19 protein-coding genes are annotated in these 20646 nt (G+C 69.6%); 16 read left to right on the forward strand and 3 right to left on the reverse strand.

From position 1 onward, the window contains the following. The first annotated feature begins 42 nt into the window (after positions 1-42). From gloA2 to SNE35_RS10280, 7 genes are all read left to right on the forward strand, one after another. On the forward strand, positions 43-426 hold the full coding sequence (gene gloA2 / locus SNE35_RS10250) for an SMU1112c/YaeR family gloxylase I-like metalloprotein (protein WP_320422801.1): 384 nt from the start codon (positions 43-45) through the stop codon (positions 424-426). A gap of 6 nt (positions 427-432) precedes the next feature. Then, positions 433-1923, forward strand: a complete 1491-nt coding sequence (locus SNE35_RS10255; protein ID WP_431312736.1) for an ABC transporter substrate-binding protein — start codon at positions 433-435, stop codon at positions 1921-1923. A gap of 2 nt (positions 1924-1925) precedes the next feature. Then, complete coding sequence (locus SNE35_RS10260) at positions 1926-3296, forward strand: amidase (protein ID WP_431312737.1); 1371 nt, start codon at positions 1926-1928, stop codon at positions 3294-3296. 283 nt (positions 3297-3579) lie between these two features. Beyond that, positions 3580-4233, forward strand: a complete 654-nt coding sequence (locus SNE35_RS10265; protein ID WP_320422803.1) for a glutathione S-transferase — start codon at positions 3580-3582, stop codon at positions 4231-4233. Between the two features lie 77 nt (positions 4234-4310). Beyond that, complete coding sequence (locus SNE35_RS10270; protein WP_320422804.1) at positions 4311-4925, forward strand: response regulator; 615 nt, start codon at positions 4311-4313, stop codon at positions 4923-4925. A gap of 10 nt (positions 4926-4935) precedes the next feature. Next, positions 4936-7329, forward strand: coding sequence for a penicillin acylase family protein (locus SNE35_RS10275; protein WP_320422805.1), 2394 nt, complete (start codon positions 4936-4938; stop codon positions 7327-7329). Next, positions 7326-7922, forward strand: coding sequence for a hypothetical protein (locus SNE35_RS10280; protein WP_320422806.1), 597 nt, complete (start codon positions 7326-7328; stop codon positions 7920-7922). The genes SNE35_RS10275 and SNE35_RS10280 overlap by 4 nt, the downstream gene beginning before the upstream one ends. Here the strand turns inward: SNE35_RS10280 and SNE35_RS10285 are convergent. After that, positions 7837-8496 (reverse strand): glutathione S-transferase family protein, encoded by a 660-nt coding sequence (locus SNE35_RS10285; RefSeq protein WP_320422807.1) that lies wholly within the window; start codon positions 8494-8496, stop codon positions 7837-7839. The two genes, SNE35_RS10280 and SNE35_RS10285, sit on opposite strands and share 86 nt — an antisense overlap. 120 nt (positions 8497-8616) lie before the next feature. On the opposite strand from SNE35_RS10285, the gene SNE35_RS10290 reads away from it, so the two are divergent. Continuing rightward, a complete protein-coding gene (locus tag SNE35_RS10290) occupies positions 8617-9300 on the forward strand; it encodes a DUF6515 family protein (protein ID WP_320422808.1) in 684 nt (227 codons plus the stop codon). Between the two features lie 6 nt (positions 9301-9306). Here SNE35_RS10290 and SNE35_RS10295 read toward each other — a convergent pair whose 3' ends face one another. Together SNE35_RS10295 and SNE35_RS10300 are read right to left on the reverse strand one after the other, a co-directional pair. After that, a complete protein-coding gene (locus tag SNE35_RS10295) occupies positions 9307-9939 on the reverse strand; it encodes a helix-turn-helix transcriptional regulator (protein WP_320422809.1) in 633 nt (210 codons plus the stop codon). A 109-nt stretch (positions 9940-10048) separates the two neighbouring features. Continuing rightward, positions 10049-11032 (reverse strand): XdhC family protein, encoded by a 984-nt coding sequence (locus tag SNE35_RS10300; RefSeq protein WP_320422810.1) that lies wholly within the window; start codon positions 11030-11032, stop codon positions 10049-10051. A 155-nt stretch (positions 11033-11187) separates the two neighbouring features. Between SNE35_RS10300 and SNE35_RS10305 the strand changes: the two genes are divergently transcribed. The 8 genes from SNE35_RS10305 (at position 11188) to SNE35_RS10340 (ending at position 20627) form a co-directional block, all read left to right on the forward strand. Beyond that, positions 11188-11664: a (2Fe-2S)-binding protein gene (locus SNE35_RS10305; RefSeq protein ID WP_320422811.1), complete on the forward strand. Its 477-nt coding sequence runs from the start codon at positions 11188-11190 to the stop codon at positions 11662-11664. A gap of 2 nt (positions 11665-11666) precedes the next feature. Further along, on the forward strand, positions 11667-14021 hold the full coding sequence (locus SNE35_RS10310) for a xanthine dehydrogenase family protein molybdopterin-binding subunit (RefSeq protein WP_320422812.1): 2355 nt from the start codon (positions 11667-11669) through the stop codon (positions 14019-14021). Between the two features lie 17 nt (positions 14022-14038). After that, positions 14039-14830 carry an FAD binding domain-containing protein gene (locus SNE35_RS10315; protein ID WP_320422813.1) on the forward strand — a complete coding sequence of 264 codons (792 nt, stop codon included), beginning with the start codon at positions 14039-14041 and terminating at the stop codon, positions 14828-14830. Beyond that, positions 14827-15693 carry an AAA family ATPase gene (locus tag SNE35_RS10320; protein ID WP_320422814.1) on the forward strand — a complete coding sequence of 289 codons (867 nt, stop codon included), beginning with the start codon at positions 14827-14829 and terminating at the stop codon, positions 15691-15693. Before SNE35_RS10315 ends, SNE35_RS10320 begins: the two co-directional genes overlap by 4 nt. Next, the gene (locus SNE35_RS10325; RefSeq protein ID WP_320422815.1) at positions 15686-16876 is read left to right on the forward strand and encodes a vWA domain-containing protein; all 1191 of its coding nucleotides are present in this window, start codon (positions 15686-15688) and stop codon (positions 16874-16876) included. Before SNE35_RS10320 ends, SNE35_RS10325 begins: the two co-directional genes overlap by 8 nt. Beyond that, a complete protein-coding gene (locus SNE35_RS10330; RefSeq protein ID WP_320422816.1) occupies positions 16873-17253 on the forward strand; it encodes a hypothetical protein in 381 nt (126 codons plus the stop codon). Before SNE35_RS10325 ends, SNE35_RS10330 begins: the two co-directional genes overlap by 4 nt. Positions 17254-17442: 189 nt before the next feature. After that, positions 17443-19542: a TonB-dependent receptor family protein gene (locus SNE35_RS10335; protein WP_320422817.1), complete on the forward strand. Its 2100-nt coding sequence runs from the start codon at positions 17443-17445 to the stop codon at positions 19540-19542. Next, a complete protein-coding gene (locus tag SNE35_RS10340) occupies positions 19542-20627 on the forward strand; it encodes a PepSY-associated TM helix domain-containing protein (RefSeq protein WP_320422818.1) in 1086 nt (361 codons plus the stop codon). The genes SNE35_RS10335 and SNE35_RS10340 overlap by 1 nt, the downstream gene beginning before the upstream one ends. Positions 20628-20646: the final 19 nt, after the last annotated feature.

Genomic DNA, 20646 nt, shown 5'->3' on the forward strand with positions numbered 1-20646 from the left:
GAAGGCGAGCGGCATGCCGCCTGCTCCGTTATCGTTGCGCCCATGCTGAAGAGAATCCACCACGCCGCCATCATCTGCTCGGACTACGCGCGCTCACGGTCGTTCTACGTGGACACGCTCGGTCTCGCCGTCATCGCCGAGAACCACCGCACCGCGCGAGACTCCTGGAAGCTCGACCTGGCGCTGCCCGACGGTTCTCAGATCGAGCTGTTCTCCTTCCCGAATCCGCCGGCGCGGCCCTCGCGGCCGGAGGCGCAGGGCCTGCGCCATCTCGCGTTCTCCGTCGACGATGTGGCCGCTTGCAAGGCGCGGCTGGAAGGCGAGGGCGTCGCCGTGGAACCGATTCGCGTGGACGAATTCACCGGCCGGCGCTTCACCTTCTTCGCCGACCCGGACGGCCTGCCGCTGGAACTCTACGAGGCCTGAGGAATGATGATTGCGATGAGAGCACTTCTCGCACTGGCGCTGATCGCCATGACGATGACCGCGGCCCAGGCCGCCCGGCCCAACCTGGTGATGGGCATGACCCTGGAGCCCTCGGGCCTGGACCCCACAGCCAACGCCTCCTCGGCAATCGCCGAGATCGTCCAGTACAACGTGTTCGAGACGCTGACCAAGATCAACGCCGACGGCAAGGTCACGCCGTTGCTGGCGAGCAGCTGGGAATCGTCGCCGGACCTGAAGACCTGGACCTTCCATCTGCGCCAGGACGTGAAGTTCCAGAACGGCGAGCCCTTCAATGCGGCGGCGGTGAAGTTCTCGTTCGAGCGCGCCGCGTCGGACAAGAGCAGCAACAAGGACCGCCGCCTGTTCAGCCTGCTCGCGGTGACGACACCCGACCCCTACACCGTGGTGCTGAATGTCAAGACCATCGAGCCGGACCTGCTGTTCATGCTGGGCCAGGCCACGGCCATCATCGTCGAGCCCAAGAGCGCCGCGACGAACGCGGCACAGCCGTTCGGCACCGGCCCCTACCAGCTCGACACCTGGGCCAAGGGATCGAGCCTGAGCCTGAAGGCATGGGCCGGCTGGCGCGGCGCCGCGACGGCGAGGCTGATCCCCAGGGTCAGCTTCCGCTTCATCGGCGACCCGGCGGCGCAGGTGGCGGCCCTGCTGTCGGGCGACGTCGATGCCTTCCCGCGCGTCGCCGTCGCCCGCAGCCTCGCGCAGTTCAAGGCCGACCGCCGCTTCCAGGTGCTGACCAACCCCTCGCGGGCGAAGACTATCCTCGCGATCAACAACAAGCGCAAGCCGCTGGACGATGTGCGCGTGCGCCAGGCCATCGCTGCGGCGATCGACCGCAAGGCCGTCATCGAGGCCGCGGCCGACGGCTACGGCGTGCCCATCGGCAGTCACTACGTGCCCGGCGCGCCCGGCTACGTGGACCTGACCGGCGTCAACGCCTTCGATCCGGTGAAGGCCAAGGCGCTGCTGAAGGACGCCAGCTACGCGCTGAACTTTCCGCGCCCGCTGACCCTGACCCTGAAGCTGCCGCCGACGCCCTATGCCCGCCAGAGCGGCGAGCTGATCGCCGCCGAGCTGGGCAAGGCCGGCTTCGAGATCAAGATCGAGAACATCGAGTGGGCGCAGTGGATGTCGGGCGTCTACACCGCGCACAACTACGACCTCACGCTGATCTCGCACGTCGAGCCGCTGGACCTCGGCAACTACGCCAAGCCCGGCTACTACTGGGGCTACGACAGCCCCGAGTTCAACAAGCTCTACACGCAGCTGCAGAACACGCCCGTCGAGGCGGACCGGCTGAAGCTGCTCGGTGACGCGCAGAAGATGCTGGCCCGCGATGCGGTGGCGGCCTACCTCTACCAGCCGCTGTGGATCACCGTGGCCAACAAGTCGCTGAAGGGCCTGTGGGTGGACATGCCGATCTTCGTCAACGACCTGGCCGCCCTCCACTGGGAATGAACATGCACGAGCTGAGCGCCGCCGAGCTGCTAACGCGTTATGCCGACGGCAGCCTGTCGCCGGTCGAAGTCACGCAGGCGGTGATCCAGCACATCGAAGCCCGTGAGCCGACCCTGCACGCGCTCTACGCCTTCGACCCGGACAAGGCGCTGGCCCAGGCCCGTGCCTCCGAGGCCCGCTGGCGCCGCGGTGAGGCTTTGCCGCTGGACGGCGTGCCGCTGACCTTGAAGGAAAACATCGCCAGCGCCGGCACACCGGTGCCGCTGGGCACGGCTGCCACTCTGCTGCAGCCCGCGACTGAAGACGCGCCGCCGGCCGCCCGGATGCGCGAGGACGGCGCCGTGCTGCTCGGCAAGACGACGATGCCGGACTACGGCATGCTCAGCTCCAGCCTGTCGAGCTTCCACCCGCTCACACGCAACCCCTGGGACACGAGCAAGACGCCCGGCGGCTCCAGCGCCGGCGCCGGTGCCGCAGCCGCGGCGGGCTACGGGCCGATGCATCTGGGCACCGACATCGGCGGCTCGGTGCGCCTGCCGGCGGGCTGGTGCGGCGTGTTCGGCCTGAAGCCCAGCCTCGGCCGCATCCCCATCAAGCCGCCCTATGCCGGCCGCGTCGCCGGCCCGATGACGCGCACGGTGCAGGACGCCGCGCTGATGATGCGCACCTTGTCCCGCCCCGATTGGCGCGACACGATGAGCCTGCCGCCGCAGGCGATCGACTGGCTGGATCTGCAACGCGACGTTCGCGGTCTCCGTGTGGGTCTGTTGATGGATGCCGGCTGGGGCCTGCCCGTCGAGCCCGAGACGGCCGCCGCCGTCCAGGCCGCGGCGCGCCTGTTCGAGCAGGCCGGCGCCCGCGTCGAGCCGATGCAAGCCTTCAGCACCCGCGCGATGATCGACGGCCTGGACCGCTTCTGGCGCGTGCGCTCCTGGCTGGACATCGAGGCCCTGCCGGCCGAGCGCCGCACCAAGGTGCTGCCCTACATCCGCGCCTGGACGGCCGGCGGCGCCACCATCGGCGCCGCCGAGCTGTTCCACGGTCACGCGCAGATGGCCGCGCTGCGCGACGCAGCGGTGGCCGCCTGCCAGCCTTTCGACTTCGTGCTCTCGCCGGTCAGCCCGGTACCCGCCTTCGCCGCCGAGCTGGCCAGCCCGCTGAACGACCCCGAACGCCCCTTCGAGCACATCGCTTTCACCTTGCCCTACAACATGAGCGAGCAGCCCGCGGCCACGATCAACTGCGGCTACACCGCCGCGGGCCTGCCGATCGGCCTGCAGGTCATCGGCCATCGCTTCGACGACCTCGGCGTGCTGCAGGTCTGCGCGGCCTTCGAGCAGATGCGGCCGGCGCAGCGGGCGTGGCCGGGCTGAGACCTCTTCGATCTATCAGGGTCTTTTTGCTGATGTGACGAGCGCAGGGCGGCGGGGCACCCCAAAGCTCCGTGTCCCCCGCCCGCTTCGCGGGCTCCTCCTTTACCTGCGCTTTGGGGCACCCCACCACCCCGCTTGCGCCGCGAACGACCGCTGGTGGCAGCCCGAGGCTCCCGCCGAGCCGAGTGGGTTTCCCGGCGCTGACGCCGAATCTTCCCGATTGCACCCCTCGTCGCCGCTGGCGAGAATCGCCTGCAGTCCACCCCACGAGAGGCCCGACACAATGGAGATGACCCTCTACGGAACCCGCGGCAGCGGGTCGGCGGCGATCGAGGCGGCGCTGGTGCTGGCCGGGCAGCCTTTCACCCAGGTGGATGCGGCGTCCTGGGTGCCTGGCGCGGGGCTGGACGCACTGGCGAAGATCAATCCGCTGCGCCAGATTCCGACGCTGGTGCTGGCCGATGGCAGCGTGATGACGGAGAGCGCCGCGATCCTGATCCATTTGGGGCTCAGCTTGCCGGACGGAACGCTGCTGCCGCAGTCGCCCAGCGCCCGCGCGCAGGCGATCCGTGGCCTCGTGTTCATCGCGGCGAACTGCTACGCGGCGATCAGCGTGCTGGACTTTCCCGAGCGTTGGTCGCTCGATGCCGACAGCCCTCCCGACGTGGAGCGCTGCATCAAGCGCGGCGCGCGGCACCGGCTGCACCTGCACTGGGAGATGTTCGCCGACCAGTTCCTGGTATCGCCCGAGCCCTTCCTCAACGGGGCAGCGCCCGGTGCGCTGGACCTGCTGGCGGCCGTGGTCTCGCGTTGGTCCGGTGCACGCCAGCATCTGAAGGCGGCCCGGCCCGATTTCCATGCATTGCTGTGCCGCGTCGACACGCATCCGCCGCTGGCGGCGTTGTTTGAGCATCACTGGCCGGCGCGCGCCGCATGACCTGACTGATACTGTCGGCTTCGTCGTTTGCGCAGGGCAGGCAGTGCCGGGCAGGAACGAGGCGAGGAGAGAGTGACATGTTGAACGAGCTGTCGGACGGGCTGAGCAGCTATCTGTTGCCGTTTCTGATCGCGGTGCCGCTGGCGCTGGTGGTCTACTTCATTACCGGCCGCCGACCCGATGATGGAGAGCGCCGCGAGCGCCCGCCCGCGTCGCCGCCGGCTCCGGTGGCGCCCGCGCCCGCGCCCGTCGTGGCGGCGCCCCGTCCCGTTGCGCCTTCGGTCGCACCGCCCGTCGCGCCACCGAATGTGGCGGCGGCGCCAGCTTCGCTGCTGCTGGTGGACGATTCGGCCGTCGCCCGCGCCAAGCTGGGCAAGCTGTTCGAAGGCGCGGGCTACCGCGTCACCCTGGCCAAGGACGGCGACGACGCGCTGGAGGTGCTGTCCCGCGAACGCTTCCAGGTGCTGATCACCGACCTCGAGATGCCCAACAAGGACGGCTTCGAGCTGATCGCCGCCGTGCAGGGCAGCATCGAGACCGAAGACATGCCGGTTATCGCCATCACCGGCCACGACGAGATGTCCGCCCGCGTCCATCAGGTGCAGGGCCTCTACGGCATCTTCAAGAAGCCCTGGAACGACCGCGAGCTGCTGAAGCGCGTCGAAACGCTGGCCACCCTCCGGAAAGCCTGACGCGCCCGCGATGGCGCTTCTGAAGAGGGCGCTGCCGGGCCTCGTGGCGCTGGTGGTCATCGCCGCGCTGGGCCTGGTTTGGCATGTTCACAGCAAACGCCCTCAGCGCGATGGCGAGATCCGCCTGGACCGCCTCGCCGCGCCGGTGCAGGTCCGCTACGACGAGTTCGGCGTGCCGCACATCAGCGCGCAGAACGAGGTCGACATGTACCGCGCGCTGGGCTATGTCCATGCGCAGGACCGGCTGTTCCAGATGGAGATGCTGCGCCGCGTCGCGCGCGGCGAACTGGCCGAGGTGCTGGGCCCGAAGCTGCTGGAGACCGACCGCCTGTTCCGCACGCTGGGCATCCGCGCCCATGCTGACGAGGCCGCGGTGCGGCTCGCCGACACGCCGGCCAAACGCGCGCTGCTGGCCTACCTCGACGGCATCAACCAATACCAGGCTACGCGGCCGGCGCCGCTGGAGTTCGAGCTGCTGGGCATCCCGAAGCGGCCGTTCACGCCGGCGGACACTTTGTCGGTGGTCGGCTACCTGGCCTACAGCTTCGCCGCCGGCCTGCGCACCGATCCGCTGCTGAGCGAGGTACGCGACCGGCTCGGCCCGGCCTACCTGAAGATCTTCGACATCGACTGGCACCCGGACGGCGTGCTGCACCCCGGCCTGCGGCCCGGCGACCGCCAGGACCTCGGCCGACTCGCCGCGCTGAGCGAAGGCGTGGCCGGCCTGCCGCTGCTGGAAGGCAGCAATGCCTGGGCCGTGGCCGGCAGGCGAACGGCCTCGGGCCGGCCGCTGCTGGCCGGCGATCCGCACATCCAGTTCGCCGTGCCGGCGGTCTGGTACGAAGCGCACCTGGAATCGCCGGGCTTCGAGCTTTACGGCCACTTCCTGGCGCTGAGCCCGATGGCCCTGCTGGGCCATAACGCCCAGTTCGGCTGGAGCCTGACGATGTTCCAGAACGACGACCTGGACCTCATCGCCGAGACGACCGATGCCGCGCATCCGGACCAGGTCAAGGTCCATGGCGAATGGCTGCCGCTGCGCAGGCGCGCGGAGACGATCGCGGTCAAGGGCCAGGAACCGGTGATGCTGATCCTGCGCCAGTCGCCGCACGGCCCGATCGTCAACGACGCGCTGCCGGCCGAGATCCGCGCCGGCAGCACGCCGATCGCGATGTGGTGGGCCTGGCTCGAAACCGAAAACCCGATCGTCGATGCCTTCTATGCGCTGAACCGTGCCGACACGCTGGACAAAGCCCGCGCCGCCGCGAGCGGCATCCATGCGCCGGGGCTCAACGTCGTCTGGGCCAATGCCGCGGGCGACATCGGCTGGTGGGCGGCGGCGAAGCTGCCGGTCCGCCCGCCCGGCGTCAACCCGGCCTTCGTGCTCGACGGCGCCGGCGACGAGGCCGACAAGCCCGGCTTCCATCCGTTCGAGGACAACCCGCAGGAAGAGAACCCGGCGCGCGGCTACGTGATGTCGGCCAACCATCAGCCGATGGCGCGGGTGCCGGTGCCCGGTTACTACAACCTGTGGGACCGCGCCGAGCGGCTGGACGAGCTGCTGCGCGACCCCGGCATCCGCTGGGACAGCGCGAACAGCCGCGCGCTGCAGCTCGACGTGCAGACCGGCTACGCCGCCCGCCTGCTGCGCCCGGTGCTGCCACTGCTGCTGGCCGCTACCGTTCAGGATCCGGCCCAGGACCCGGCCGAAGACCGCGCGCTGCTGCAGGAGTTGGACGCCTGGGATGGCCGCTACACCACCGGCCAGCGCGCGCCGGTGCTGTTCCAGCAGCTGCTCTACGAGATCGCCCACGGTGCGCTGGCCGACGAACTGGGCGAGGCCGGCTTCGAGCAGATGCGGCGCACCCGCCTGCTGGATTTCGCGCTGCCGCGGTTGGTGGCCGACCCGGCTTCGCCCTGGTGGGAACGCCGCGGTGCCACGCCCGCGCACGCGACGGAGGCACAGGTCGTCCGCCAGGCCTGGCGCGACGCCCTCGCGCACCTGCGCGCCACGCTCGGCGCCGATGCCAGCGGCTGGACCTGGGGCCGCGCCCACACGCTGACGCACCCGCACCCGCTGGGCCAGCAGCCGCTGCTTGCCAAGGTCTTCAACGTCGGCCCCTTCGAGGCGCCCGGCGCGCTGGAGATGCCCAACAACCTGGCTGCGCGCATCGGCCCGGCGCCGTGGCCGGTGGTCTTCGGCCCCTCGACGCGGCGGGTGATCGACTTCGCCGCACCGGGTCAGGCGCTGGGCATCAACCCGGTGGGCCAGAGCGGCGTCTGGGGCGACCCGCATTACGCCGACCAGGCACAGATGCACGTGCGCGGCCAGTACCGCCAGGAGCACTTGGCCGAGGACGACGTGGCCGCGCACACGCGCAGCACGCTGGTGTTCACACCATGAAGTGGGCGTTGCTGCTGGCCGCGATGATGACGATGCACGCCGGCGCCGCCGAGTCCTGCCTGATCGTCTACGGCCAGGGCCGCAACCTCGGCGAGGCGCCGCAGAACGAGGCCTGGGACCGCATCAACGCGCGCTTCAACGGCGCCGTCACCGAACGTCTGCGGGGGGCCGGGCTGGACGCGCAGCCGCTGATGCTGAAGCTCGGCGAGACCGACCTGGCGGCGGCCGTCGGGCTGCTGACCGAGCGGGCCGCGGCGGCGGGCTGTTCGCGCGTCGTCGACACGGCGGTGTTCGCCGATACGGACGGCGCGCTGATCGTGCGGCTGCGCGTGCACCCGCTGCTGGGCGGGATCGGGCCGACGGCCACGGGCGAGGAGCCGCCGCGCATCGGCGCGCCGCTGTACACGGCGCAGAGTCAATTCGATTTCAACCGCCGCACCTTGGAGCGGCTCAACTTCCCGGCGCTGGCCGGCGAGATGGTCGGCGGCTACCTGGAGCAGGTCGGCGTCACACCACCGGCTGCGGCAGCTTCTCCGTCGCAATCGCGCGCTGCACCGCCGGCCGCGCCTGCATCCGCTGCAGGAAGCCGTTGATGTGCGGCAGGCTGCGCGCTGGGCGGGCGAAGTTGCGCGTCCAGCGGCACAGCATGAAGGCCATCGCGTCGGTTACCGTGTAGTCGGCGCCGAGCAGCCAGCTGGTTCCCGGGGCGCCGTGCGAGGCGAGCTGCGCCTCCAGCTGGTCCAGCAGCGGACCGACACGCAGCTCGGCATGCTTCTTCACCTGGGCGACGCCGTCGGCGTTGCCTTCGTCCACCCAGCGCTCCGGGTAGTAGTAGGCAATGGTCGTCGGCTGCAGCGTGTTGGTCAGCCAGATCAGCCATTTGTAGAACTGCGCCCGCGCGGCGGTGCCGGGGGCCGGCGCGAGCTTGGCGTCCGGGTGCGCGTCGGCCAGGTGCATCAGGATCGCGGCGGTTTCGTACATCACCATGCCGTCGCCGTCCACCATCACCGGGATCAGGCCGTTCGGGTTCAGCTTCAGGTATTCGGGCGACTTGTGCGCGCCGACATCGCGCTCGACGAGGCTGAGCCGGAACGGGACCTGCAGTTCCTCCAGCACGATGTGCGGGGCGAAGCTGGCATTGCTGGGGAAGTAGTGGAGGGTGATCATCGAACGATTATCCGCAGCGCGCCTGCTCAATAAACTTTACGGAGCCGAAATGCAGGTCGGTCAGCGCTGCGCACAATCGCGGCGTTGACCCAGCATGTTCCTCCCCCTCCGGATCGCACCATGAAGATCAAGACCCCCGCCGTCCGCGCCGTCCTCATCGCCACCGTGCTGGCCATGGGCGCCAACTTCGCCGATGCGCAGCGCCACGACCGCGACCATGAACGCGGCGGCCCGCCGCCCCGCGGCTGGGTGATCGACCACCGCTACCACCACGACCACTACTACCCGCCGGTCGGCTTCTACGCCGGTGTGCTGCCGGTCGCGGCGCTGACGATCGCCTTCGGCGCCGAACACTACTGGTACCACGGCGGCATCTGGTACCGGCCCTATGGCGGCGGCTATCGTGTCGTCGTGCCGCCGTTCGGCGCGGTGATCCCGGTGCTACCGTCGGACTACGTGACCTTGACGATGGGCGGCGTGCCCTACTACTACGCCAACGGCGTGTACTACTCGGTCTACAGCAACGGCCCCGGCTACGTGGTGGTGCAGCCGCCGGCCGGCATCGACGGCGCCCAGGTGGCCGTGGCCGCGCCCGTCGTCGCGCCGGTCGCCCCGCCGCCGCCGGCCGCCAAGCCCGACCCGATCATCTACCCGCGCAATGGCCAGAGCGCCGCGCAGACCGAGGCTGATCGCCAGGAGTGCAATCGCTGGGCGACGACGCAACCTTCGGCCATGAACTCGGCTTCCGTGTTCAGCCGTGCCGTCGAAGCCTGCATGGATGGCCGCGGCTACACGATGAAGTGAGCTGGCTCAGACCTTTCCTGCCAGCGCGTGGATCAGCGGCGGCAGCATGCCGATCCGGTGCGTGAGGCCCTTCAGGTCTTTCGCGCCGGTCTTGGCGCGCAGCGCCGACAGCTGCGAGCGCACGGTGGACAGGGCCACGCCGCGCTGGCGGGCGATTTCCTCCGGCGACTGGCCGGCCCAGAGGCCTTGCAGCACCAGGGTCTCGCGGTCGGTCAGGTTCATCGCGCGGGCGTAGCTCTGCAGGGTCAGCTCCGGGCACAGCTGCGGCTTGGCGGCGATCAGCAACACGGCGGGGTGGTCCAGCGCATCGCGTTGCGGGATCACGGCCAGCGGCGTGGGCACGGTGTCGCCGGCGGCAAGGTGCACGGTGATCAGGCTGCGGCGATTGCGCTGCAGCGCGCCGTCGATCGCTTCGGCCAGGCGGGCCCGATCCTCCGGCTGCGACTGGCCGGGCAGGGCGCTGCCCAGCCGGGCCTGCGCGGCCTTGTTCGCGTACACCGGCACGAGGCTCCGCGACAGCAGGATCAGCGGGTAGTCGATCTCGTTGAGGACCGCTGCCCCCAGCGCGGCATCCAGCGCGCGCAGCACCCCGGGCTCGCCGCGCGCCGGCAATACTTCATCGGCGACCGCATCGAGCATCGCAATCTCCCCAGACGACTCATCTGATTTGTGGAAGACCGCAGTGTTGGGCAGCGCCGCTGCGCTGGGTATCGGCTGAACGGTGGAAGCGCGCCGGGATCAGTCGGTGCTAAACCGCACAGCCGGATTCCAATTCGGCCCCGGGGCTGACGCCGTAGCGCTCGGCCGTCATGTGGGCGAGGATCGCCAGCGCGATCTCCGGCGGCGTGCGCGCGCCGATGTTCAGGCCCACCGGGCCGTGCAGGCGCGCGAGCTGTTCGGCCGTCATGCCGAAGTGTTCGGCCAGGCGCGCCTTGCGCTTGGCCTGGTTGACGCGCGAGCCGATCGCGCCGACGTAGAAGGCCGGGCTCTTCAGCGCCTCCATCAGCGCCAGGTCGTCGAGCTTGGGGTCGTGCGTCAGGGCGATCACCGCACAGTGACCGTCCGGCGCGAAGGAGAGCACGACGTCGTCGGGCATCTCGCGCGTCAAGGTGGCGCCGGGCACGGTGAAGGTGTCGGCGTATTCCTCGCGCGGGTCGCAGATCAGCACCTGGTAGTCGAGGCCCAGCGCCATCGTTGCGAGGTACTGCGTCATCTGCCCGGCGCCGATGATCAGCAGCCGCCACTGCGGGCCGTGGTGCGTCGTCAGCGTCGTCTCGGTGAGCTTGACGACGTCAGCATTCGCCTGCGGCGGGTCCAGCCGCACGGCGCCGCTGCGCAGGTCCAGCGTGCGCTGCACGCGTTCACCGTTGTCGAGCTTCGCCAGCAGTGCGTCGATCTGCGAGGCGGCGGAGAGCGGCTCCAGCATCAGCTCCAGGGTGCCGCCGCAGGGCAGGCCGAAGCGGGTCGCCTCCTCGGCGCCGACGCCGTAGCGCAGCAATTCGGGCGACTGCAGGTTCAGCGCGCCCTCGCGCACCTTGGCGATCAGGTCGTCCTCGATGCAGCCGCCGGAAACCGAGCCGGCGATCTGCCCGTCGTCTCGCACGGCCACCACCGAGCCCACCGGCCGCGGCGCGGAGCCCCAGGTGCGCGTGATCGTGCCCAGCACGACGCGGCGTTTCTCTTCGAGCCAGCTTGACACCTGGCGCAAGACGTTGAGATCGACGTTGTCCATCGGCGCGAACATACCTTGTTTCGCAAAGCCTTGCAGACTGTGCCAACTCGATTCGAACGCCCGCTCATGTATGGGCATCCATGAGGGTTAGCGCAGATTGCGGGAACGGGTCAGGGGGTCAGGATCGTGAGGTTCGAACAAAAAGGAGACAAGCGATGAGCAGCAAGCTAACGCTCAAGGTGAACGGCAAGTCCGTGAGCCGCGAGGTCGAACCGGACCGCCTGCTGGTCCAGTTCCTGCGCGAAGAACTGGGCCTCACCGGCACCCATGTGGGCTGTGACACCAGCCAGTGCGGCGCCTGCACCGTGCACCTGAACGGCCACGCGGTGAAGAGCTGCTCGATGCTGGCCGTGCAGGCCGCGGGCAGCGAGGTCACGACGATCGAAGGCCTGGCGGCGAAGAACGGCGACCTGCACCCGATGCAGGCAGCCTTCAAGGAATGCCACGGCCTGCAATGCGGCTTCTGCACGCCGGGCATGGTGATGAGCGCCGTCGATCTGGTTCAGCACCACCGCTGTAGCTCGGAGACCGAGATCCGCGAGGGGCTCGAAGGCAATCTCTGCCGCTGCACCGGTTATCACAACATCGTGCGCGCCGTGCAGGCGGGCGCCGCCGGCATGAAGGGAGCGTGAGCATGAACGCACCCCAACCGGGCTTCATCGGTCAATCCGTCAAGCGCCGCGAGGACGCTCGCTTCCTCACCGGCCGCGGCCAGTACACCGACGACATCGTCCTGCCGCGCCAGACCTACGCCTTCTTCCTGCGCTCGCCCTACGCGAACGCGAAGATCAAGGGCCTCGACATCGCCGCGGCCGAAGCCGCCGAAGGCGTGCTCGGCATCTACACCGGCGAGCACTTCCGCGCCGTCGGCGGCCTGCCCTGCGGCTGGCTGATCACCAGCATCGACGGCACGCCGATGAAGGAGCCCAAGCACCCGGTGCTGGCCGACGGCAAGGCGCGCTACGTGGGTGACCCGGTGGCCCTGGTCGTCGCCGAGACCTATGCCCAGGCCAAGGCCGCAGCGATGCTGATCGACGTCGACTACGAAGACCTGGCCCCGGTCGTCGACACCGGCTCCGCCAAGGGCCATGCGGCCGCCGTCCACGACGAGGCGCCCGACAACGTCTGCTACACCTGGGGCTGCGGCGACAAGGCCGCCACCGACACGGCCATGGCCGGCGCCGCCCACATCACCAAGCTCGAGTTCCGCAACAACCGCCTGGTGCCCAACGCGATCGAGCCGCGCGCCGCGAACGCCAGCTACAACCCCAGCGACGAGAGCTACACGCTCTACACGACCAGCCAGAACCCGCACGTCGCGCGGCTCTTGATGTGCGCCTTCGTGCTGGGCATCCCCGAGCACAAGATGCGCGTCGTGGCGCCCGACGTCGGCGGCGGCTTCGGCTCGAAAATCTTTCTCTACAACGAGGAGACGGCGCTCACCTGGGCCAGCAAGCAGATCGGCCGGCCGATCAAGTGGACGGCCGACCGCAGCGAGGCTTTCCTGACCGATGCGCATGGCCGCGACCATGTGACGACCGCCGAGCTGGGCATGGACGCCAACGGCAAGTTCGTCGGCCTGCGCGTGCACACGACGGCCAACCTCGGCGCCTACCTGTCGACTTTCGCCTCCAGCGTGCCGACCATCCTCTACGCGACGCTGCTGGCTGGCCAGTACACGACGCCGGCGATCTACGCGGAGGTAACCGGCGTGTTCACCAACACCACGCCGGTCGACGCCTACCGCGGCGCTGGCCGGCCCGAGGCCACCTACGTGATCGAGCGCCTGGTGGACACGGCCGCGCACGAGCTGAAGATCGACCCGGCCGAGCTGCGCCGCCGCAACTTCATCAAGACCTTCCCCTACGCCACGCCGGTGGGCCTGACCTACGACACCGGCGACTACGAGGCCACGCTCTCTGGCGTGATCGAGCTGGCCGACGTGGCCGGCTACGCGGCGCGCAAGGCGGCCTCCGAGGCCAAGGGCCTGAAGCGCGGCATCGGCTACTCGACCTACATCGAGGCCTGCGGCCTGGCGCCGTCCAACATCGCCGGCGCGCTCGGCGCCCGCGCGGGCCTGTTCGAGGCCGGCGAGGTGCGCGTGCACCCGACCGGCAAGGTGACCATCTTCACCGGCTCGCACTCGCACGGCCAGGGCCACGAGACGACCTTCGCGCAGGTGGTGGCCGACCGGCTGGGCATCGCGCTGGACGATGTGAGCATCGAGCACGGCGACACCGGCAAGGTACTGTTCGGCATGGGCACCTACGGCAGCCGCTCGCTCTCGGTCGGCGGCACGGCCATCGTGAAGGCGGTGGACAAGGTCATCGCCAAGGGCAAGAAGATCGCCGCCCATCTGCTGGAGGCCGCGGACACCGACATCGAATTCGAGAACGGTGTCTTCAAGGTGGCCGGCACGGACAGGAACGTGCCCTTCGCCTCGGTGGCGCTGACGGCCTACGTGCCGCACAACTACCCGCTGGACAAGCTGGAACCAGGCCTCAACGAGAACGCCTTCTACGACCCGACCAACTTCACCTATCCGGCCGGCAGCTATGTCTGCGAGGTTGAGGTGGACCCGCTCACCGGCCGCGTGCGGGTGGACCGCTTCAGCGCGGTGGACGACTTCGGCAACGTCGTCAACCCGATGATCGTCGAGGGCCAGGTGCAGGGCGGCTTGGCCCAGGGCATCGGGCAAGCGCTGCTGGAGCACGGCGTGTACGACGTCGACAGCGGTCAGCTGCTCAGCGGCAGCTACATGGACTACGCGATGCCGCGCGCCGACGACCTGCCCAGCTTCAACGTGAAGACGGCCAAGGGCACGCCCTGCACGCACAACCCGCTGGGCGTGAAGGGCTGCGGCGAGGCCGGCGCGATCGGTTCGCCACCGGCGGTGATCAATGCGATCTGCGATGCGATCGGCGTGAAGGACGTGCCGATGCCCGCGACCCCGCACACCGTTTGGCAAGCCATGCAGGCCGCCCGCTGAGGAAAGGAACAAGCACCATGACATTCGCATACCAAACCGCCGCCTCGGTCGCCGAGGCGTCCAAGGCCTCGCTGGCGCCGGATGCCAAGCTGATCGCCGGCGGCCAGTCGCTGCTGGGCACGATCAAGCTGGGCCTGGCGATGCCGGAAGCGCTGATCGATCTGGGCGCCATCGCCGACCTGAAGGGCATCAAGGTCGAGCCCGGCAAGATCACGATCGGCGCGATGACGACGCACGCCGAAGTCGCCGCCTCGGCCGAGGTGCAGAAGGCCATCCCCGCGCTGGCCGAGCTGGCCGGCCACATCGGCGACCGCCAGGTGCGCAACCGCGGCACCATCGGCGGCAGCCTGGCCAACAACGATCCGGCCGCCTGCTACCCGGCCGGCGCGCTGGGCCTGGGCGCCACGATCCATACCGACCGCCGCAGCATCGCCGCGGACGACTTCTTCGTCGGCATCTACACGACCGCGCTGGAAGAGGGCGAGATCATCACCTCGGTGAGCTTCCCGGTGCCGGCCAAGGCCGGCTGGCAGAAGTTCAAGCAGCCGGCCTCGCGCTTCTCGCTGGTGGGCGTGTTCGTCAGCAAGTCACCGTCTGGTGAGGTGCGCGTGGCGGTGACCGGTGCCGGCGCCGGCGGCGTGTTCCGCGCGACGGTGGTGGAGCAGGCACTGGCGGCGAACTGGAGCCAGGCCGCGACCAGCGGCGTCACGGTCGATGCCGATGGACTGAACACCGACCTGCACGGCTCCGCCGAGTACCGCGCCGCGCTGATCCCGGTGCTCGCGGGGCGCGCGGTGGCCGGGTCTTGATGCCCGGTTCCATCGACGAGACGGCCGCCGGCCTGCTCGCGCAGGGCTACGTGGCCCAGCGCGAGCTGGCGACGGCGGCCTTCCTCGCGCTGCGCCTGCAGCGGCCGCTGTTCCTGGAAGGCGAGCCCGGCACCGGCAAGACCGAGATCGCCAAGAGCCTGTCCGCGCTGCTGGGCAAGCCGCTGGTGCGCCTGCAGTGCTACGAAGGCCTGGATCTGGCCGGCGCCGCCTACGAGTGGAACTACGCGCGGCAGATGCTGGAGATCAAGGCGGATGCGGGTCTCAAGGCAGAGGACCTGTTCGCGCCACGCTTCCTGATCCCCCGCGCACTGCTCCGTGCGCTGCAGTCGCCCAGCGTGCTGCTGATCGACGAGCTGGACCGGGCCGACGAACCCTTCGAGGCCTTCCTGCTCGAAGTGCTGAGTGAGTACCAGATCACCATTCCCGAGTTGGGCGTGATCCGGGCGGCCGAGCCGCCGGTCGTCGTCATCACGTCCAACCGCACGCGCGAGATCCACGACGCGGTCAAGCGCCGTTGCCTCTACCACTGGGTCGATTTCCCCGACGCCAAGCGCGAGCTGGAGATCCTGCGCCTGCGCGTGCCCGGCGCGCCGGAGGCGCTGGCGAAACAGATCGTGCTGTTCATCCAGGGCCTGAGGAAGCTGGACCTCTACAAGCTGCCCGGCGTGGCCGAGACGATCGAGTGGAGCCGCGCGCTGCTCGAATTAAATGCGCTGGAGCTGGACCCGCTGACGGTGCAGTCGACGCTGGGCGTGCTGCTGAAGTACCAGGACGACATCGCCAAGGTGCAAGGCTCGGAGGCGGCGCGATTGCTGGCGCAACTGAGGTCGGAGCTTGGCTGACCATTTGGCAAGCAACGTCATGCACTTTGCGCGGGTGCTGCGCGAGGCGGGCATGCCGGTCGGCACCGACCGCGTGCGCCTGAGCCTGCAGGCGCTGCAGGTGGCCGGCCTCGAATCGCGCGCCGATTTCAAGGCGACCCTGGCCGCCTGCATGATCGATCGCGCCGAGCACCGGCTGCTTTTCGAGCAGGCCTTCCACATCTTCTGGCGCGACCCCGAACTGCTCGCCCGCGTGATGGCGATGCTGCTGCCGCAGGCCAAGGCCCGCATGAACGCGCCACCGCCGCCCGAGAACCGTCGCCTGGCCGGCGCGCTGTTCCCGCATGCGCCTGCGGCGACGCAGCCACCGCAGGAGCAGCAGATCGAGATCGACGCGCGGCTCTCGTGGAGCGAGCAGGAGAAGCTCGCCCAGCGCGACTTCGAGACGATGACGGCCGAGGAATGGGCCGAGGCCCGCCGCGTGCTGGCGCGGATGCGGCCGCTGTTCGAGACGCGCCCGACCCGCCGCCATTCACGCGCCGCGCGCGGCCGTGTCGACTGGCGGGCTACGCTGCGCGCGCAGGGGCGCGGTGACGACATTGCGTCGATGCGCTTCCAGCAGCCGCGCGAGCGCGTCGCACCGCTGGTCGTGCTGGCCGACATCTCCGGCTCGATGAGCCGCTACTCGCGCATGCTGCTGCACCTGGCGCACGGTCTGTCCAACCCGGCCGAGAAGCGCCATGCGCCCAAGGTCTGGAGCTTCGTCTTCGGCACGCGGCTGACGCCGATCACACGCCTGCTGAAGCAGCGCGACCCGGACCTCGCCGTGGCCTCGGTCTCGCGCCGCGTGGCCGACTGGTCCGGCGGCACGCGCCTGGCCGCCTGCCTGCACGAGTTCAACCGCTTGTGGGCACGCCGCGTGCTGACGAGCGACGCCACCGTGCTGCTGGTGACCGACGGGCTGGAGCACGGCGACGCCGAGGCGCTGGCCTTCGAGGCGCAGCGCCTGCGGCTGGCCTGCCGGCGCGTGATCTGGTTGAATCCGCTTCTGAGGTTCGAAGGCTTCGAGCCCAAGGCTGCTGGCATCCGTGCGCTGCTGCCGCAGGTGACGTTGCACCTGCCGGCGCACAACCTGGCGAGCCTCGAACAACTGGCGGCGCTGCTGTCGTCGCCGGCAAAAACATCAGGAGACACACGACCATGATGAAGAAAGCCCTGTCCGCCCTGGCGCTGCTGGCCGCCGCCGCTGCACCGAACGTTCACGCCGCCGCCGATGGCGCCGACACCCAGCCCGGCTGGACCGTCATGGGCCGCCAGGGCATCGTGCTGATGGTGCTGGTGCCCATGGCCGAGGCTCGCGACGAAGCCGCCTACGAGCGCGAGATCAAGCTGATCTGCAAGGACGAGATCAACTGCTTCCTGAACTTCTACACGAACTCGAAGAACGCCGAGGTGGCCGTGCCGCTGCCCGACGAGATCTCGCATGAGGTGACGGCCACCTACCGCAAGACCTACAAGAAGGGCGTGCCGCTGTTCACGTGGAGCTGCCGGATGCAGATGATCACGGACAGTTGTTTCTAGCGGCGCGCCATCCGGAAACGTCGCAGCAAGGTTTGTTGCGAACGAATATCATTGCCGGCCTCGGATGAGGGCGCTCCCGCCTTCTCCCGTCAGCCAGCCAAGCTCCCTGTCTCGACCGGCGTCGCGCAGTGGCAGTCCAGCCAGCGAACACGCCCTGCCGACCCCGTTCCGACCGATCGAGACCCCGAGATGTACCGTTCCTGCCCGCGCGGCGCCACCTGGCGCCTGTCCGCTCTTGCCTCTTCCGTCCTGACCCTGCTGGCCTCGGCCCCTGCCGTCCACGCCCAGCAGCAGGAGGCCGACGCCGCGAGCACCCAGCTCGAGACCGTCCAGGTCAGCGGCAACTGGCTCGGCACGGGCTTGCAGGGCAGCGTCAAGAACTTCGCCGGCGCGCGCACCGTGGTGGACCGTGACGAGGTGGAGGCCAGTGGTGCCGTCAGCATCGGCGACCTGATGCGCCGCATCCCGGGCGTGCAGGCCAGCGAGAACTCCGGCACCGCCGGCAGCGCCATCTCGATGAACATCGGCGTGCGCGGCCTGACCGGTCGCTACTCGCCCCGCTCGACCGTGCTGCTGGACGGCATCCCGATGGCGGTGGCGCCCTACGGCCAGCCGCAACTCTCGTTCGCGCCGGTGAGCCTGGCGAATATCGAATCGGTGGACGTCGTGCGCGGCGGTGGCGCCGTGCGCTACGGCCCGCAGAACGTCGGCGGCATCATCAACTTCAACACCCGCGCGATCCCCAACGATCCGGGCTTCGTCGGCAGCGTCACCTTGCGCCGCAACGAGTACAGCGAGGGCGGCAGCGGCAACACGCAGGCCAGCCTGTTCCTGGGCCAGCAGCTCGATTCGGGCCTCGGCGTGGCGCTGCTCTACTCGGGACTGCGCGGCAGCGACTGGCGCGCCGGCAGCGACGAGCATCTGGACGATCTGGCGCTGAAGTTCCGCTACGAGATCGGCGCCGGCGCCGAGGTCTACGGCAAGCTGTCCTACTTCGAGGTCAAGTCGATGACGCCGGGCGGCCTCACCGTCGCCCAGTACAACGCCGACCCCTTCCAGAACACGCGGCCCACCGACTTCTGGAACGGCCGCCGCCAGGGCCTGGACCTGGGCTACCTGAACACCCTGTCGGCCACGCAGGAATTCGAGATCCGCACCTACTACAACGAGAGCACGCGCCAGAGCTCGCTGATCAACGCGGCGCGCACGCAGAACGCCATCCAGCCGCGCGACTATGAAGTGCTGGGCATCGAGCCGCGCTACACGCAGCGCCTCACCTTCGGCGCCACGACGCATGATCTGACCCTGGGCTACCGCTTCGTGCGCGAACGCGGCAGCGACAACAGCTACAACCAGACGATCGCCACGGGCGCAAATTCGGCCGTCACCCGCTTCCGCAACTCCACTGACGCGCAGGCCGTCTACCTGGACGACAAGATCGCCGTGGGCGCCTGGCGCATCACGCCGGGCCTGCGCTACGAGCACATCGTTTCCAGTCGCGACGACCTCGCCGCCGGCCAGACTTTCGATGTCCGCAACAACAAGCCGCTGCCCTCGCTGAACGTCGCCTACCTGCTGAGCCGCGAGCTGACGGTGTTCGGCAACTTCAGCACCTCGTTCGGCCCGGTGCAGAACCTGCAGCTGAACTCGCAGACGCCCGCCAATCCGCTGAAGCCCGAACTGGCCCGCACCTTCGAGCTGGGCGGCCGCTGGCAGGGCCGCGGCCTCAGCGCCGAGCTGACCGCCTTCCGGCTGAAGTTCGATAACCAGATCCAGCAGGTGCCCGGCGTCACGCCGACGCTGTTCCAGAACATCGGCGAGACCAAGCACGAGGGCATCGAATCCGCGTTGAGCTACGCCTTCGACCGCGCCGGCCCGCTCGCGGGCCTGGAGGCCTACGCGAACTACACCTTCACCCGCGCGCTGCAGGAGTCCGGCGCCACGGCCGGCCGCGACGTGCCCTTCTACTCGCGCAACACCGACACCGTCGGTACTCGCTATGCGCTCGGCGACTGGACGCTGAACCTCTCCAGCACGCACCAGAGCGCCCAGTATTCGGACAACGCCAACACCATCGCCGAGGCGGCCAATGCCAGCGTCGGCCGCATCCCCGGCTACCGGCTGTGGAACGTGCAGGCCAGCTGGAAGCCGGGCAAGCGTTTCGACGTGGACGTCGGCGTCAACAACCTCGCCGACAAGCGCTACTACACGCGCAACGTGGACGGCAACGCGGGCCGCATGGTCGGCGCGCCGCGCACGGTCTACGTGCAGGGCCGCCTGAACTTCTGATGGCGACCGTGTCGCTGCGCCGCCTCTGGCTGCGCCTGCACCGCTGGGTCGCGCTGGGCCTGGGCTGGCTGCTGATCCTCGCCGGCATCACCGGTGCGATGCTGATCGTCACCCGGCCACTGGACCGTGTGCTCCATCCCGAGCTGTTCGTGGCGCGCAGCACCGCGGGTGCGCCAGCGGTGCCGCTGGAAGCCCTGCGCCAGCGCGTGACCGCCGAGTTCGGACCGAAGACCCAGTTCGTCATGCGGCCGCCGCGCGAGCCCGGCGAGACGCTGCAGATCAATGTCCGCGGCACCTGGAGCGGCACGCTCTACATCGACCCGGCCGACGGCCGCGAGCAGGCCCGCCGCGGCGAGACCGAAGGTTTCCTCGGCACGCTGTTCAAGCTGCACAGCACCTTGCTGCTGAAGGACACCGGCAAGATCGTGCTGGCCTGGGCGGCGCTGGCCTACCTGTTGATGCTGGCGACCGGCCTCGTGCTTTGGTGGCCGCGGCGCTGGCCGCCGAGCCTCAGGATCGAGCTGAAGCGCGGCCTGTTGCGTGGCATGTTCGACCTGCACCGCACCGGCGGCGCGCTGCTGGGCCTGGTCATCGCCGTCTCGGTGGCCAGCGGCGCCTACATGGCCTGGCGGCCACTGGGCGAATTCGTCAGCGCCCTGGCCGGGCGGCAGGCCGTCAAGCCGCCGGCGCTGCCGAAGGTGGCTGCCGATGCCGATGCACCCCGCCCGACGCTGGACGCGCTGGCCGCCACCGCCCGCGCACGCTTCGACAACGCACCGATCGGTTACATCCACCTGTCGGCCTTGCCGGACCGACCCGTCCGTGTGCGCCTGCTGCTGCCCGACGACCCGCACCCGAACGGCATCAGCTCCGTCTGGCTCGACCCGCGCGACGGCCACGTCCTCGGCGTGAAGCGCTGGAGCGAACTCGACCCCGGCGCGGCGGCGGTGGCCTACGTCTATCCGCTGCACACCGGCGAGTTGGGCGGGCCGCTGCATGAGACGCTCAACACGCTGGCAGGGCTGATGCTGGCGGGGCTCGGCGTGACGGGCCTGTGGTTGTGGTGGAAGAGGCGGCGGGGCTGATGCGGGGCCGTATTTCCGC

Source organism: Roseateles agri (genome assembly GCF_034043675.1).
Taxonomy (GTDB): domain Bacteria; phylum Pseudomonadota; class Gammaproteobacteria; order Burkholderiales; family Burkholderiaceae_C; genus KK5.

Coding starts and splice junctions, on each gene's coding strand:
- gloA2 (WP_320422801.1), top strand. CDS start 43: ATGCTGAAGAGAATCCACCACGCCGCCATCATCTGCTCGGACTACGCG.
- SNE35_RS10255 (WP_431312736.1), top strand. CDS start 433: ATGATTGCGATGAGAGCACTTCTCGCACTGGCGCTGATCGCCATGACG.
- SNE35_RS10260 (WP_431312737.1), top strand. CDS start 1,926: ATGCACGAGCTGAGCGCCGCCGAGCTGCTAACGCGTTATGCCGACGGC.
- SNE35_RS10265 (WP_320422803.1), top strand. CDS start 3,580: ATGGAGATGACCCTCTACGGAACCCGCGGCAGCGGGTCGGCGGCGATC.
- SNE35_RS10270 (WP_320422804.1), top strand. CDS start 4,311: ATGTTGAACGAGCTGTCGGACGGGCTGAGCAGCTATCTGTTGCCGTTT.
- SNE35_RS10275 (WP_320422805.1), top strand. CDS start 4,936: ATGGCGCTTCTGAAGAGGGCGCTGCCGGGCCTCGTGGCGCTGGTGGTC.
- SNE35_RS10280 (WP_320422806.1), top strand. CDS start 7,326: ATGAAGTGGGCGTTGCTGCTGGCCGCGATGATGACGATGCACGCCGGC.
- SNE35_RS10285 (WP_320422807.1), bottom strand. CDS start 8,496: ATGATCACCCTCCACTACTTCCCCAGCAATGCCAGCTTCGCCCCGCAC.
- SNE35_RS10290 (WP_320422808.1), top strand. CDS start 8,617: ATGAAGATCAAGACCCCCGCCGTCCGCGCCGTCCTCATCGCCACCGTG.
- SNE35_RS10295 (WP_320422809.1), bottom strand. CDS start 9,939: ATGCTCGATGCGGTCGCCGATGAAGTATTGCCGGCGCGCGGCGAGCCC.
- SNE35_RS10300 (WP_320422810.1), bottom strand. CDS start 11,032: ATGGACAACGTCGATCTCAACGTCTTGCGCCAGGTGTCAAGCTGGCTC.
- SNE35_RS10305 (WP_320422811.1), top strand. CDS start 11,188: ATGAGCAGCAAGCTAACGCTCAAGGTGAACGGCAAGTCCGTGAGCCGC.
- SNE35_RS10310 (WP_320422812.1), top strand. CDS start 11,667: ATGAACGCACCCCAACCGGGCTTCATCGGTCAATCCGTCAAGCGCCGC.
- SNE35_RS10315 (WP_320422813.1), top strand. CDS start 14,039: ATGACATTCGCATACCAAACCGCCGCCTCGGTCGCCGAGGCGTCCAAG.
- SNE35_RS10330 (WP_320422816.1), top strand. CDS start 16,873: ATGATGAAGAAAGCCCTGTCCGCCCTGGCGCTGCTGGCCGCCGCCGCT.
- SNE35_RS10335 (WP_320422817.1), top strand. CDS start 17,443: ATGTACCGTTCCTGCCCGCGCGGCGCCACCTGGCGCCTGTCCGCTCTT.
- SNE35_RS10340 (WP_320422818.1), top strand. CDS start 19,542: ATGGCGACCGTGTCGCTGCGCCGCCTCTGGCTGCGCCTGCACCGCTGG.